At 59.8% G+C, this 15,037-nt stretch carries 10 protein-coding genes and 1 pseudogene; 2 read left to right on the top strand and 9 right to left on the bottom strand.

Annotated elements, in window-relative coordinates; all coding sequences use genetic code 11:
• Nucleotides 1-92: 92 nt before the first annotated feature.
• Nucleotides 93-1,733 (bottom strand): methyl-accepting chemotaxis protein, encoded by a 1,641-nt coding sequence (locus PQQ96_RS39645; protein WP_408302512.1) that lies wholly within the window; start codon nucleotides 1,731-1,733, stop codon nucleotides 93-95.
• Between the two features lie 305 nt (nucleotides 1,734-2,038).
• On the opposite strand from PQQ96_RS39645, the gene PQQ96_RS39640 reads away from it, so the two are divergent.
• On the top strand, nucleotides 2,039-2,839 hold the full coding sequence (locus tag PQQ96_RS39640; protein ID WP_408302510.1) for a bestrophin-like domain: 801 nt from the start codon (nucleotides 2,039-2,041) through the stop codon (nucleotides 2,837-2,839).
• Between the two features lie 120 nt (nucleotides 2,840-2,959).
• On the opposite strand, the gene PQQ96_RS39635 is transcribed toward PQQ96_RS39640, so the two are convergent.
• The 7 genes from PQQ96_RS39635 to PQQ96_RS39605 all read right to left on the bottom strand — a co-directional run bounded on the left by PQQ96_RS39635 (nucleotide 2,960) and on the right by PQQ96_RS39605 (nucleotide 10,465).
• Nucleotides 2,960-3,772, bottom strand: a complete 813-nt coding sequence (locus tag PQQ96_RS39635) for an HpcH/HpaI aldolase/citrate lyase family protein (RefSeq protein WP_408302509.1) — start codon at nucleotides 3,770-3,772, stop codon at nucleotides 2,960-2,962.
• 36 nt (nucleotides 3,773-3,808) lie between these two features.
• Entirely contained in the window at nucleotides 3,809-4,564 is a 756-nt protein-coding gene (locus PQQ96_RS39630) for a GntR family transcriptional regulator (protein WP_408302507.1), read from the bottom strand.
• 46 nt (nucleotides 4,565-4,610) lie between these two features.
• Nucleotides 4,611-5,801, bottom strand: coding sequence for a CaiB/BaiF CoA transferase family protein (locus PQQ96_RS39625; RefSeq protein ID WP_408302506.1), 1,191 nt, complete (start codon nucleotides 5,799-5,801; stop codon nucleotides 4,611-4,613).
• Entirely contained in the window at nucleotides 5,798-6,961 is a 1,164-nt protein-coding gene (locus PQQ96_RS39620; protein WP_408302504.1) for an acyl-CoA dehydrogenase family protein, read from the bottom strand. The genes PQQ96_RS39625 and PQQ96_RS39620 overlap by 4 nt, the downstream gene beginning before the upstream one ends.
• The gene (locus PQQ96_RS39615) at nucleotides 6,958-8,385 is read right to left on the bottom strand and encodes an MmgE/PrpD family protein (RefSeq protein WP_408302503.1); all 1,428 of its coding nucleotides are present in this window, start codon (nucleotides 8,383-8,385) and stop codon (nucleotides 6,958-6,960) included. Before PQQ96_RS39615 ends, PQQ96_RS39620 begins: the two co-directional genes overlap by 4 nt.
• A gap of 6 nt (nucleotides 8,386-8,391) precedes the next feature.
• Nucleotides 8,392-9,798 (bottom strand): MFS transporter, encoded by a 1,407-nt coding sequence (locus PQQ96_RS39610; RefSeq protein ID WP_408302501.1) that lies wholly within the window; start codon nucleotides 9,796-9,798, stop codon nucleotides 8,392-8,394.
• 166 nt (nucleotides 9,799-9,964) lie between these two features.
• A complete protein-coding gene (locus PQQ96_RS39605) occupies nucleotides 9,965-10,465 on the bottom strand; it encodes a MaoC family dehydratase (RefSeq protein WP_408302499.1) in 501 nt (166 codons plus the stop codon).
• A 924-nt stretch (nucleotides 10,466-11,389) separates the two neighbouring features.
• On the opposite strand from PQQ96_RS39605, the gene PQQ96_RS39600 reads away from it, so the two are divergent.
• Nucleotides 11,390-14,317, top strand: a complete 2,928-nt coding sequence (locus PQQ96_RS39600; protein ID WP_408302497.1) for a DEAD/DEAH box helicase — start codon at nucleotides 11,390-11,392, stop codon at nucleotides 14,315-14,317.
• 177 nt (nucleotides 14,318-14,494) lie between these two features.
• On the opposite strand, the pseudogene PQQ96_RS39595 reads toward PQQ96_RS39600, so the two are convergent.
• Nucleotides 14,495-15,037, bottom strand: a pseudogene (locus PQQ96_RS39595) (type I restriction endonuclease subunit R); the annotation flags it as partial.

Below are 15,037 nucleotides of genomic sequence, written 5' to 3'. Positions count from 1 at the left end.
CGTACAGACAAAAAGCGTCGCGAAGACAAACAAACCAGGCAAAGCTCAACACCGTAGGCAAACAGACAAAGCACCGTACCTGCACCCCACCATCAACCCGCCACAAACTCACCCGCACCAACCTTCCCCTGCGCAGCGACAGAACCACCTCGCCGCCCGCCAAAAGCAGAAACCCCACGCCCCGTCTGAAACACAGCCACAGCCGAAGTCAACCTGCGAGCCTGCTCCTCAAGCGAACTAGCTGCGGCAGCAGCCTGCTCCACCAGCGCAGCGTTCTGTTGAGTCACCTCATCCATCTGCGCAACAGCCAGGTTCACCTGATCGATGCCAGTACTCTGCTCAATCGCCGCAGCCGCGATCTCACCCATAATCGAACTCACGCGAGAAATCGCCTCGACGATCTCGGTCATCGTCGAACCCGACCGTTCCACCAGTTGCGAACCCGCCTGCACCCGCGCCGTCGAAGCATCGATCAATCCCTTGATCTCCTTGGCCGCCGCAGCACTTCGCTGTGCCAACGATCGCACTTCGCTCGCCACCACCGCAAAGCCGCGCCCCTGCTCGCCCGCGCGCGCCGCCTCGACTGCCGCGTTCAGCGCCAGAATATTGGTCTGGAAAGCAATCCCTTCAATCACGCCAACAATGTCGGCAATCCGCCGCGAGTCGTCGACGATGCCATGCATCGTGCCCACCACCTGCTCGGTCAGATCGCCGCCCTGTGCCGCCAGGCTCGACGCGCCCTGCGCCAGCGAGCTCGCCTGCTTCGCGTTGTCCGCCGTCTGCTTGACCGTCGAGGTCAACTCTTCGATGCTGGCCGCCGTTTCTTCGAGCGACGCAGCCTGCTCCTCGGTACGTTGCGACAGATCGGTATTGCCCGCCGCAATCTCGCTCACGCCAGTATCGATCGATTCCGTGCCGTGACGCACGGCATTCACCGTCTCGATCAGCGAGTCCTGCATCTTGCGCAATGCCGCGGCGAGACGACCCATCTCGTTATTGCTCGTCACGTCGATCTGGCTGGTCAGATCGCCATTGGCAATCCGCTGAAACTGCGCAATGGTCGCGTCGACCGGACTGACAATTGCCCGCACCATGACGGCCCGTCCGATCAAGGAGCCCAGCAGCGACAGCGCGATGCCAATCGACACTGCAACGCAAATCGCGTAGAACAGGTCCTGCGCATCCTGATAGCGCTGGGCGCCGTGATCGAGTTGCAATTGCTCGAGCGTAAGCATGGCCTTCTCATACGCGCTATAGAGCGACGGCAGCTTGTGCGCCTGCAACTGCTCGAATGCGGTTCTGTCACCAGACTTGAGCGCGGCCAGCGCCGGATCGACGCCTTCATGCAGGAAAGTGTCGCGCTTATCCTGCATGTCCTTGATCAGGCGCTGTTCGTCGGCATCCGTGCTCGCACGGCTCACATAGTGGGCGAGACGATCGTTCGATGCTTTCTGGTACTGATCGAAGCGCTTGAGCACTGCGTTCGCGCCGTCCTGATCGTTCAGGTCGACCAACGATGCGTAGGTCGCCAGCGCCAGACGCAAGCGCAGCAACTGTCCGGCACTGCCTTCGAGATCGGCGACGGCGGGCGTGTCCACGGTGTACATCTGCTGTAGCGACGCGTTGCTCGAACGCAACGACAACAGGCCGGCGGCGGCGCCGAACAGCAGCACCACGCCGAAAAACACGATCATCAAGGTGAGGCAGGTTCGAATCGACAGGTTTTTCAGCATCGGGCTTGTCTCCATTGGGCTGCCTGACCGGATATTCAGAAAATTAGCCTCGGCCACGCGTGCTGCGCCCAAGCCCATACGGCCAGGTCCGCAACTCTTGTTTAAAATTTAAGCGAACGCCACATAGATGGTCTACGGCGGGATGACAGAAAACTTTATGGTTGATGGCGCATACGTCTGCGATACATCAACATACGAGCGGTGGTTGGCGGCCGCTCGCGCAATGGCATTTGCGGGACTACCCGAGTGGTCGGCGGGCCGCAGCAGGTAGAAAGTGACGAAGCACGCGTCTCCGGAGCATTTCTATGTCAGAAATAGGCTCGGCTCTGCTGGTTTTCGCTTTATTGCTTGTGGGAACGGGCCTGGGCGTGTGGGCGCGACCGCTGCTGCCTGAGGAGCACAAGGCGCACGAAACCGTGCAACTCATCCAACTGGTTATCGGCATGCTGGTCACGTTTGCCGCTTTGGTGCTCGGGTTGATGACGGCATCGGCGAAGTCCAGTTTCGATACCGAGTCGAATGATTTGCGCACCTTTGCGGCTGACCTGATCGAGTTCGACACAACCATGCGGGAATACGGCGGCGATACGGATGAGGCCCGGCACCTGCTGCGCCTGTACACCGCAGCCGCGATCGCATCGACATGGCCCGGCGAGCCGGCTCCAACCGGTGACTATCCGAGAGACATCGGAACGCAGGACAACACACAGAAGCTTGAGAACGTGCGGCTCGGCGATATGCTTACTGCGGTGGGCAGACAGTTGCGGCAATTGCGGGCGCATGATCCGTTACAACAGCGCGCGCTCGATGATGCGTTGACGCAGTATCGGCGAACCGTGGATGCTCGATGGAAGATCATCGAAGAAGCACACAGTTCGATTTCTCTGCCGTTCTTCATGACGCTGACGTTCTGGTTGTGCGTGATTTTTCTCAGCTTCGGATTGATCGCACCGCGCAATGCGTTGGCAATGGTCATGATCTCGCTTGGGGCCGTGTCGATTGCTTCTGCTATCTATGTAATCGCCGATCTGGATACGCCGTTCACCGGGCCGATTGTTATTTCCAGTGCGCCGATGAGAGATGCGCTCGAGCACCTCAGGCGGTGAGAGGTTCTTACCGTTGGCGTTGGCGGCGGCGGCATTGTCGATTTTCCCGCAGCGTTGGCCATTCCTTCTCCCGCATGCTTGCGGTGTACTGAAGAGCCACGCTGCAGAAGGCAAAAACGATCACGGCGCCAGCACTTCAAACTCGGAAATTCGCCTGGCGCGATCGACGATCGGCTTATCGACCAGTTTGCCGTCCACTGCAAATGCCCCTTCGGGATGCGCGCTGCAAGCGGCCAACACCCGCGCGGCCCAGCGCCGCTCCTCTTCGCTCGGCGCGAACCCGCGATTCACCGGGTCCACCTGCTTAGGGTGAATACAAAGCTTTCCGGTGAACCCAAACCGCCGCGCAGTAGCAACCTGCTGAGTCAATCGCTCAAGGTTATCGAGCTCCAACGTCACGCCATCAATTGGCGCAGCGAGGCCCGCATACCGCGATTCGATCACCATTTGTGAGCGCACGTAATCCAGTTCAACGCCCAGCCCTTCAATCCCCGCATCGCCGCAAAAATCGACTGTCCCGAACGCAAGTCGCGCAACTGACGGCACAGCGGCAATCTCGCGCATCGCCACCACGCCCGCGACGGTCTCGATCAGCGCCACGATCCTTACCTGCGACGGCAACTGTGTAGCAACATCGGCAAGTTGCTGTGCACTATCGGACTTCGGCACCATCACGAGCGAGGCGCCGGAACGGCTAACCATCTCAACGTCTTCGGCATGCCACCGCGTGCCCACCGCATTCACACGAACGATCAGTCGCGAACGATCCGCCGTCATCAGCCAGCGCTGCAAGCCCTCGCGTGCGTGTTCCTTGGCAGCTGGCGCGACCGCGTCCTCCAGATCGATCACCACCGCGTCGGCGCCCGCGTCGAGCGCCTTCATGAAACGCTCGGGCCGGTCGCCCGGGACGAACAGATAACTGCGTGCGTCCATGCTGCTCTCCTTCACAAGCACACGGCTCGATGCTGCCTAGTTCGCGTGCCAGTCGAGTTGAAACGTTTCGGAATAGCTGTAGCGATCCGCCGGGTGAACACTGATCGTCAGCTCCACCAGTTGCCCACGACGGTTCAGATAGCGGCGGCACAACCACAGCGCCGGCGATCGCGCCTTCGCGTTCAAACGTTGTGCGAGTTTCGCCGGCATCGCGATCGCGCGGATTTCCTGCTGCACCTCGGTGATCTGCTCGCCGAACTGTTTTTCGATCAATGTGTAGATCGGCACATGAGATCGCCCGCTCAACCCCGTCAGTGATCGGAATGCGGGGTGGATGTACACCTCGGTGTGGCAGATCGGCTCGATGCTGCCAGGCGTTCGACGAATCCCTTCGGCCATCAGCCAGGTTTCGCCCGGCTTCGCGTTGAGCCGCTCCAGCAATTCCGCGTCGTCGATCTCGACGGTTTGCGTCGAGGCGATCTCCAATTCCGTGTCAGCCGTATAACGCTGCAGATCGCTCAGCCGCTCCATCACCTGACGGTATGCCGTCTCGCTCTGCGTGGCCTTCACGCGGGTGCCGATGCCGGGGCGCCGGTCCACGAGGCCACGCTGCTCGAGTTGCTTGATCGCCTGCCGCACCGTGAAGCGGCTCGCGCCGAACTGCTCGCATAATTCGAACTCGGTCGGCAGCAAAGCGCCGATGGGAAACCGCCCGCCCTGAATCTCGTTGAGGAGCGTCTGTGCCAACTGCATGTAGCGCGGCTGTTGCCCAAGGACTGTCGTGGTGGCCATCTCGATGTGCACTAAAGTGAAGGAGCGGGCAGTCGCCCGCCCAGCCTCATTGCACCACACCCGCCTCCCTCAGCAAAGCAATCCTTTCTGCGTCATAGCCCAACTCGTCGAGCAGACGCTGCGTATCCTGGCCAAGATCCGGCGCGGCGCGCATCGGCAGGGGTTCATCGACCCGCACCGGCGCGGCCACGCCGCGAATATTGCCGAAGCGCGGATGCTCGGCATTCACTACGCATTCGCGCTCGGCGACGAACGGATTCTCCAGTGCCTCCTTAACATCGAACACAGGCGCGGCCGGCACGCGGCCGCCGAAACGTTCAAGCCATTGCGCCGTGGTCGCGGTCGACAGCACCGCGTCGAGTTCGGTCTGCACCAACTCACGATTCGCGAGACGTGCCTGGAAGTTGCAGAACCGCGGGTCGGTCACCCACGACGGCTTGTCGACCACTTCCGCAAGCACGCCCCAGAACTTCTCCTTGTTGCACATCAGGAAGATCCAGCCGTCCTGCGTCCTGTACAACTGGCTCGGCGTGAGCGAAGGATGCGACGAGCGGTTCTCGCGCCCCGTCACCACGCCGCCGTTCAGATACCACGTCGCGACATAGGCAAGGTTATGCAGCGCGACGTCGAAGAGGCTCACGTCGATATCGCGCCCCTTCCCGGAGGTCTTCGCATCGACGAGACCGGCGAGCAGCGCCATCGCTGCAGTCGTACCGGTCATCAGATCGATGATCGACAAACCGAAACGCGCCGGTGGACTATCGGGCTCCCCGGTCACCGACAGATAACCTGCCTCGGCCTGCATCAGATAGTCGTAGCCCGGCCATGCCGCGCGACTGCCGGTGCGGCCATACGCCGACAGATGCCCGCAGACGATCTTCGGATTGGCCTCGCACAACTGGTCATAGGTGACGCCGAGTTTCACCGGCAGATCGCCGCGCAGATTGTTGAACACGGCGTCGCTCTTCGCGACCAGATCAAGCAGTACAGCACGCGCTTCCGGCTTCTTCAGATCGAGCGTCAAGCTGCACTTGTTGCGATTGAACGCTTCGAAGAAGTGGCTATCACCTTCGCCGAAAAAGTACGGGCCGACTGCGCGGCCCACATCGCCGCCATTGCCCGGATGCTCGATCTTGATGATCTCCGCGCCGAGGTCCGCGAGATGCTGGGTCGCGAACGGCCCAGCACCATACTGTTCGATGGCGAGCACGCGCACGCCGGAAAGGGGCAGACTCATACCGGACTCCGTTCGATCAACTGCTTGGCGATGATGATGCGCTGCATCTCGTTGGTACCTTCGCCGATCACCAGCAGCGGCGCATCGCGATACAGCCGCTCGACGTTGTATTCCTTCGAATAACCGTAGGCGCCGTGAATGCGCATGGCCTCGATGCTGTTTTCCAGCGCGGCTTCGGTGGCGAAGTATTTCGCCATGCCGGCCTCCATATCGCAGCGCTCGCCGCGGTCATACTTTTGGGCGGCAGCGTCGACGAGTAAGCGACCGGCTTCGACACGCGTCGCCATTTCGCCTAGCTTCAACTGGATCGCCTGGTGCTCGCAGATCGGCTTGCCGAAGGTCTTGCGTTGCTGCGAATAGCTGACCGATTCTTCGAGCGCCGCCTGTGCAATGCCGACGCCACGCGCGGCCACATTGATGCGTCCGAGTTCGAGGCCGCCGAGTATCTGCTGCAAGCCTTTGCCTTCCACGCCGCCGATCAATGCATCGGCGGGGACGTGAAAATCGTTGAACGACAGCTCGCACGTATCGATGCCTTTGTAGCCGAGCTTTTCGAGCTGGCGGCTGACTTCGAAGCCCGGACCCTTCTGCACCAGCAGCAAACTCATGCCTCGATGACGCGGCTGTGCAGTGGGGTCCGTCTTCACCAGCAGCGCGAGCGTATTGCCGTGCTTGCTATTCGTGATCCAGGTCTTGTTGCCGTTCACGATGTACTCGTCGCCGACACGTTTCGCGGTGGTGCGAATCGCCTGCAGATCGGTGCCACAGTCGGGCTCGGTGAGACCGATGCCGCCACGCCATTCGCCCGTAGCGAACTTCGGCAGATATTTGCTCTTCTGCTCAGGCGTGCCATTGCGTTGCACCAGCATCGCGAGAATCAGGTGCGAATTGATAATGCCGCTCACCGACATCCACACGCGCGCGATCCGCGTGACGATCTGCGCGTAAGTGCGAGTCGACAGGCCCAAGCCGCCGTACTCGGGATCGATGATGCAGCCGAACAGGCCCATCTCCTTCATCTTCTCGACAATCTCAGCCGGGTAGATGTCGTCGTGATCGAACTTGTGAACGTAGGGCCGCACTTCGGTTTCAAGGAAGCGGTCCAGCATGTCGAGAATCAGTTGATCGTTTTCCAGTGTGTCGAGTTCGGTGGCGGTCATGATGACGTCCTTGAAGATTCGGTGGATCCGGCAAGCGTGTCGGCAAGTGCGCGCGCCGGGCGTTCGTCGAGTTGCAATACGGCCTGAGCGATCTGTTCAGCGGCACTGCGGGATACGCTGCGTTGAGCGTTCGCGTGGAACTTGGTGACGATGTCGTCGTTGCTCACCGGGCGGTCGGCGCAACCCCGATTGATCGCCTCTCGATGCGCGACGCGCGTGCCGTCGCTGCGCTCCACCACGACTTCGCCGGTGTAGTGCCGTGGGAAGGTTGTATCGGGATCAATTTCGTAATCGACGCGTGCGGCCAGCGCAAGCACGGCGGGATCGGCGAGCGCGGCCGGTTTGAGTTCGTCGAGCGTGAAGCGGCCCTTCAGCAATGCCGTGGCGACGATGTACGGCACACTGAATTGCGCGTCGTAGCTGGTCACCGGTTTGCGCTTCGGCTCGAGCGGCTCGCAGACGACCTCAACCGTTCTACGCGGCACCTTCGCGACCACGCGCGCGATCGAGTCGAGGTTTTGCGCCGAAAAGCGATATTCTTGATGCAGCGCGATCGCGGCATCGACCACCGCGTGTGTGAAGTGGCAAGCGGGCAGCGGTTTGATCGCGACTTCGTCGATTTGCCAGGTGCTGCCGAGTCCTTCTGTCGCCAGTTGCTGATCGGCGTCGTCGAGGCGCTTGCCGAGATGACTTGCGTACAGGCCGAAGCGTCCTTCGTAGGCCGAACGCGGGCCGGTGAAACCGTGCTTGGCGAGCGTGGCTGCGGTGATACCGGACGCGGCAGCGAAACCAGGGTGAGCGCGCTTGGTCCACGCACCGTCTTCGAGGAATTCGAGACTACCGGCGGCCAACGACAGAACGATGCCTTGGGCGTGGGCCGCGCGTGCTTCGTCCAGATGCAACAAACGCGCCGCCGCGACCGCGCAACCAAACGCGCCTACCACGCCCGTCGGATGAAAGCCGGCCTGATGAAACCCGCCCTTCGCGGCGGACGCCACGCGCGTCGATACTTCCATCGCGACGATGTATGCGCTGAGCAGGTCCGCGCCGCTCATGTCATCGCGATCGGCGAGCGCGAGGACGCAGGGCAATGCACTGGTCGTCGAATGAATCACGCCGCGTGAATGCGTGTCGTCGAAATCGAGCCCGTGAATCAGCACGCCGTTCATCATCGCGGCATCGCGCAGAGCGAGACGCCTGCCGTGACCGATCACTGGTGACGTGCCGCTGCCGAGCTCGGAAAATGCCGCCAGCGACACATCCGCATACGGATAACCACGCGAAGCCAGGGCGATGCCGACAGCGTCGAGAATCAGATGCTTGGCGCGCGTCGTGACAGCGCGCGGAACGTCACGCAGTTGGAGACCCAGACCGAAACGTGCGTACTGCTCAGAAAGCGTGACCGAGGAGCTGAGTGAAGTCATGTCGATTTATCCTTGCTGCGTAGCGGGCATCGGATCGGAGTTGGTGTCGAGGCTCGGCGAGATCTGCTCGAGCGCGTGCTGATTGGTCTCGACACGCAGTAGCAGAATGCCGACCACCAGCAGCGCCAGCACCCCACTGACCATTGCCAGTACACCGGCCACACCAAACGAGTTGTAGAGCAGCACCGCGAAATACGGCGTCGTCATTGAGGCAGCGCGACCGCACACGCCCGCTGTGCCGGTACCGCGCAAACGCAGCTCGGTCGGAAACAGTTCGGGAATGTAGGCAAAGAGGCCGAGCGTCGCGACCGTGTAGATGCAGGTGATCAGGACAAAGCCGACCAGGCTGATCGCCCACCCCGCGTGCATGTTCGGATAGACGAAACCGACTGCGATAGTCGCGATCGCGAAGACTACGAGACCACGCGCACGGCCGAGGCGATCCGCGCACAGAAAGCCGATCACCGCGCCGCCCGGCGCGCCGAACGCCATCAACGTCGTAAAGCCTAGCGACTGCACGATAGTCAGCCCTTCCTTCACGAAGAAGGTCGGCAGCCACGCGACAAAGCCGTACACCGAAATGTTTACCGCGACTGCGGTCAATGCGGCGACCAGCGTGCGGCCGAGCATCGCGTGTGAGAACAGGGCGGAGAACGGTGCTTTCGGCACTTCAAGACTTTCGGTGCGCTTGACCGGCGGCAACGGCCCCTTCTGACGCTGCACCTGCTGCTCGATCGCCGAGACCGTCGCTTCGGCCTCCTCGCCACGGCCCACCGATTCGAGCCAGCGCGGCGATTCAGGCATGCGATGCCGCAGCACCCACACAATGAGTGCGCCGACGCCAGCAATCGCGAACATATAGCGCCAGCCGAGATGCGGGATTACGACGTAACCCACCGCGGTCGACACCAGCAAGCCGGAGTTGATGATGAACGCAAGCAACGCGGTCCACCTGCCGCGTGAAGCAGGTGGAATGAATTCGCACAGGGTGCCGGCTGCGACCACCAACTCGGCGCCAAGGCCGATGCCCATGATCAAGCGCAAGGCGATGAGCCAAGTCATGCTTGGGACGAAACACGCGGCGATCGACGCGATGCCAAAAATCAGCAGGTTGGTCTGATATGACGAACGGCGCCCGAAGCGGTCACCCAGATAGCCGGCGAAACCGGCGCCGATCAACATGCCGAGAAAGGTCACCGAGATGAACAGCGCGTTCAGCTTCAGATCGGAGAAGCCCGACTTCACCATTGCGCCCAGCGCTCCGGCTGCGAGATAGATGTCGAAGGCATCGAGAAAGGCCCCGGCGCTGATGAGCCCTAGAACCTTCCAATGGAAGGACGCGATTGGCAGGCGATCGAGTCGCGCGCCCGAATTGACGATACCGATAGCCACCTTTGTCTCCTTGGTGTGCATGCGGCTTTGATGACGCTTGCCGCACTGCGGCGCGTTGCTCGGACGCCGCCTGGATTCGTGCGCCGCCTGCTCTTGCGGCAGGTTAGCGCTGGGTGCTGCTGTGTGTTGTGTCTGGCAGCGCGAGTCGCGGACGTGGTGTCGCCACGATTCGAGCCGTGCAGGCGTGTCAGTCGCCTACACCGTTGCCACGCGTCGGCACCAGGGCACTGCGTACGAAGTCCATGATCGGTGTGCCGTCCTGCTTGAATGCGCGAGTCTGCACGGTGACGATGCCCTGCCCCGGACGGGATTTCGATTCGCGCTTTTCGAGCACTTCGGATTCCGCGTAAATCGTGTCGCCACAAAACACTGGACCGGTAAGACGGATCTCTTTCCAGCCGAGGTTGGCAATCGCCTTGCCGCTGACGTCGTTCACGGACAGTCCCAGCACCACGGCCACCGTGAGGCCGCTATTGACGAGCAACCGGCCGAACTCGCTTTTGGCCGCATAGGCGGCGTCGCAATGCATCGGATGGAAGTTCATCGTCAGCAGCGAGAAGTGGATGTTGTCGGCTTCAGTGATGGTGCGCCCCGGCCGGTGTTCGTAGATGTCGCCGACCTGGAAATCTTCGAGGTAGCGGCCGTAGCTGGCGCGAATGCGGGTTTTTACTGCGACGTCGGACTCCATGCCTATCTCCTATTTTGGATAACTTGTACGGCTTTGTTACTTTGTCCGTACAAAGTATGAAATCAGTATTGGCGGCAAGTAAATGAAAGTCAAGGTGGGTTTGTGGGGGCAGTTCGCGATTTAGCGAAAACGGACAGCTGAGGCAGGCTGGGCCGTGCTGAAAGGTTTACCCTCGGTCGGGGCTTGCACACGCCGTAATAAAAAAGCCTGTAACCACGCAGGTCACAGGCTTTTTGTTTACACCTTAAAAAAGGTAACTCTCAAAATGGTTAGCGGAACCAACCCACGTAAAGTGTCGCTATAAGCATCTGATTTTAAAGAAAAATAAAAGGATAACCAAATCAGATGTCAAACTATATCGTGTCAATTCGCGAGGCTCGTTGGTCTGGAAACGCCCGCTTCGCGGGCGTTTCCGCCTTTTCGTTCGTCATTTTTTAGGTTTTCGGGGTCGGTATATCTTTTCGGCTTTTGGGAGAGGTGCAGGAGAGGGGCGCCGCGAGCACGGGAAGAGGAAGGTTATCCACAGGTCGCGCTGGTTCACTTAGTGGCGTCGCTGCGGAGTCAAGCTAGTTTATATGCGCAGCGGAAACCTCCTCACCTCCTTCCGAAATCCACTGGTTGTTGAAGATTGCAGACAATCGCAACCGAGCGCGCGGCGACCGAAAGTAACGCGTGGGATAAGTCATCGCCGCCGAGAGCGGAACTTCCGCTGTCTTTGCGCCGGCTCCGCCGGACGCAAGACGTCGCCGTCGTGAAGGGCAAGAAGCATTTCTATCGCAACCACTCTAGATGAGACGCCGGCACGACCACGAGTCCAGCAGGAACCGGCGACTCTCTCAGTTAATATGTGACGATTAGAAATCGACCGTAACTCAAAAACTGGCGCGGCACCCTGCAGCGGACGAGCGCCAACCGGGGGTGTCCTTGAATTTCTTTCGCGATAATGCACACCGCTTTTCATTTTTCGAGACTGAAAACCCCGGGCACGGATTGCGGCGGGGCCAAGTGGGTGCACTGCACGCCCTAGCCGCGCATTTCTGCTCAGAAATTGACCCCGCCGTGGTGTCGCTGCCCACTGGGTATGGGAAAACCGCCGTTATGACCGGAGCATGCTTCACTTTACGGGCAGGCCGGGTTCTCGTGATTGTTCCGACGGCGGCTTTGCGAAATCAAGCTGTGCGCGCTTTTCGTTCTCTCGACGTCCTCGTTAAGCATGGCACGTTTCAGCCCGAGCGTGAATTGCTTCCCATCGTGACCGCCATCGACGGCCGGATGAGCAGTGTTGAAGGTTGGCTCGCGCTCGAGGCCTCCGACGTCGTCGTCGCGACGCCACACTCTACCAGCCCTGAAATCGCGGAAATTGTCGGGCCACCCGAGGGTTTCTTTGACCTAGTGCTGATGGATGAAGGTCACCATTCACCAGCAAAGACGTGGGAAGCGTTCATACGCTCGTTGCCCCGCGCTCGACACGCGTTGTTCACAGCCACACCGTATCGCCTGGATGGCGTCAAGCTTCCCGGTCGACTCGTTTTTTACTACCCGCTGAAACGTGCCGTCGAAGAGAATGCTTTTGGGAAAGTGAATTTTGACCCCGTCGCTGTTCCTCAATATGCTTCGCGCGAAGAAATCGACGCTGCTCTCGTCGAGCGAGCAGTTCAGGTATTCGCTCGCGACCGTGACGCGGGACGTGAGCATCGCCTTCTCATCCGATGCGGTCGTATCGACGACGCAGTAAGGTTAGCTCGGCAATACACTGCTGCCGGCCTGCGCGTGGAAAGCGCGTCCAGCCGACTTTCACCCAAGGCCGTCGAGTCAATAGAAGAGCGGCTTCGCAACGGAGCTCTGGATGGCATCGTCTGTGTCGACATGTTTGGCGAGGGCTATGATTTTCCTCAATTCAAGATAGCCGTGTTACACGAGGCGCATCGCTCCCTTGTTCCCACCCTGCAATTCATTGGCCGCTTTGCCCGTACAAATGGTGTGCGCACAGGCGAGGCAACGTTTATCGCTGCGCCACAGGAAATCAATTCCGAAAGTGACGAGTTGTACAAGAGTGGCGTGCAGTGGGACCTCCTTATCGCGAATGTAGCAGACGCTCGCCAACAGCTGTCTCTCGTCGCAGAAGAGACGCTGCGCGGCTTCAGTGAATCTACCCAGCCCTCTGCCGACTATGATTCAGTCGAACTACGGCATTTTCTCCTGCCTCAACACATCGCGGCGTACGTGGCCCGTCAGGTGCCAGCGGGGGCGAACGAAATTACGAAAATTGGTGCTCTTGAGGTCGTCAAAAGCTGGGAGACGCAGGAACACGACGCTTTCCTCTTTCTCGTTCGCGAGCTCAACGCGCCGATATGGTCCCGGGGCCGGGACATCATCGACGCACGACACGACCTGTTCTTCGTGAAATATTTTCCGGACACGCAGTTGCTTTTCATAACCGCTACGCAGCGTAAGGAGCGGCTGTATTCAAGCCTCATCGAACAAATCGTCGGCGGCAATGCATCGCCCATGCCGTTCGCGAAGGTACGTAACGTCCTCAACGGACTTGAGCAGCAGGAGTTCTTCAGCATCGGACTGAGAAACACCAGTCCAGTGGCGACAACAGAAAGCTATCGTATCGTTGCAGGCAGCCAAGCGGATAGAGGCGTCCGGGATACGGATGGCGCGGTCTATTGCCAAGGCCATTTTTTCGGACGAGGCGAGGTGGACGGTGAGTCGGAAATCATAGGCGCCAGCAGTGGGGGACGGGTCTGGTCGAATGGCAAAATTCCGCTATCAGACTTGTTGGACTGGATGAACACGTTGCACGCCCGAATATCCGCAGCCGTCGTTGCCATAGGTCGCTCCGGCCTCGACCGCCTTCCGTTCGGTGAGGCATTGACCAACATTCCGGCGGACACGGTCGCCGGCGACTGGTCCCGCGATACCTATCGAGGCAACCCGACCGCTATCCTTGGGAGCGACGCAGGTCGTCGCAGCAGTGCGTTGGACCTTTCTATAACCGACATTCGTGTGAATGCAGACCAACAGAGTCTGCAATTTTCGGTTGGCGACGACATGCTGTCGCGACGACTCGTCTTCACACCTCATCGTAGTCCACGCTACAGCGCCCTTGCAGACGAGCCGGGAATTTATGTGGAATCACGCGACGGAAATCGAATAACCATTGAGGAATGGCTTGACGAGGAACCAATAACTTTCTACACGGCCCAGTTGAACACCTTCACCGGCACAACGTTAAATCGGCGGACGCAAAGCCCAGGCGCCAGCCCCGGGGCCCTTCGCGTTATCGATTGGCAAAACTGCGATATTCGCGTGGAGTTCGACCTGCGTAATGACCAGCGCAGAACCGTCCAGCGACATTTTCAGGAGCATCTGCTTGCGCAACGCGGCATCGATTTTGTTGTATACGACCATCGGTCGGGCGAAGCCGCCGACTTTGTGGTCGGGGGTCGGGCCCCTGACGGCAGGTACGACGTCAGCTTGTTTCACTGCAAGGGCGCAGGCGGGGCGCACGCAAGTGGAGAACGTGTCGACGACGTTTATGAATTGGTCGGCCAAGCAGTGAAATCTGTCAGGTACCAGATACTCGACGAACTTGTGCGTCATCTGGAACGGCGAACTGTCGCGAATCGCTCGGGAGGCGTCTCACCGCTCCTGCTAGGCAATCGTGACCAAACCCTTTCAACTTTAAAATCGCTGCAGCCAATTGACCTGCGTCTAACCATCGCGTGCGTCCAACCTGGGTTATCCGCAGCCGCACTAGACCCACGATTGCGGATGATTATGGCCGCAGCGAACGACAGTGTCGCTGCGCAACAAGGCACGTTGATTTGGTATGTAGGTGCCTAGGAGCAACTACCTCAAAACGCAAACCGCTCAACATGGCGCGAAGTCAGAAAAGTGGGCGATTACGCCTTCGACTCGCACCAACGCCTGCGGGCTTCATTCATTGAGGCAACATAAGTGGCTTACACTTGATAACCCACCGCACTATCGACTACCTTTGCGGGCAAGCTCTATTCAGCTTCAGGCAACCGTCCCGTCGGCGCTGTTTGACTTGGCGCGCAACGCTTCGTACAACTGCGCTGGTCCGAGCAAGATGTCCTTGAGCCCTTCGCGTACTCGCTCAGAGCTAAGGGCTTGAGTGCTCATCGCACTGTGTGCTTCGAACGCATCCATGATGGCGTGAAGCAGCGCATTTTTCAGGTCGGGCGAGCTGGCGAATTGTTCCTTGCTGTTGCTCATCGCCTGCTGCACCAAGATAGCGTTTTCGAGCAGCTTGCCTTTGATGACACCGTTGACGTACACGAGTTGGTCATCGTCCGTGAGCTCGCCCTCGAACAGGCCATTGACCTTCTCGATGATTTCATCGAGAAACGCCTGCTGTTTATCCTGAACCGAGCCGCTTCCGACTGCATCCATTGGCGGTAATTTCGGTGTCTCGCCGTGCCCGAGATTCAGCGGCTGCCGTCCTGTATTTCGCAGATTGTGGTGAGTCAGTACCACTTTCGACAGGTCAACCATGTCGCGCTCGCGACCAAACTCGAGGAGGGGTACAAGCCGCTTGAA

The sequence above is a fragment of the Paraburkholderia sediminicola genome (assembly GCF_046027825.1).
In the GTDB taxonomy this organism is placed as follows: domain Bacteria; phylum Pseudomonadota; class Gammaproteobacteria; order Burkholderiales; family Burkholderiaceae; genus Paraburkholderia; species Paraburkholderia sediminicola_D.
This window is presented reverse-complemented; position numbering and strand designations above follow the sequence as displayed.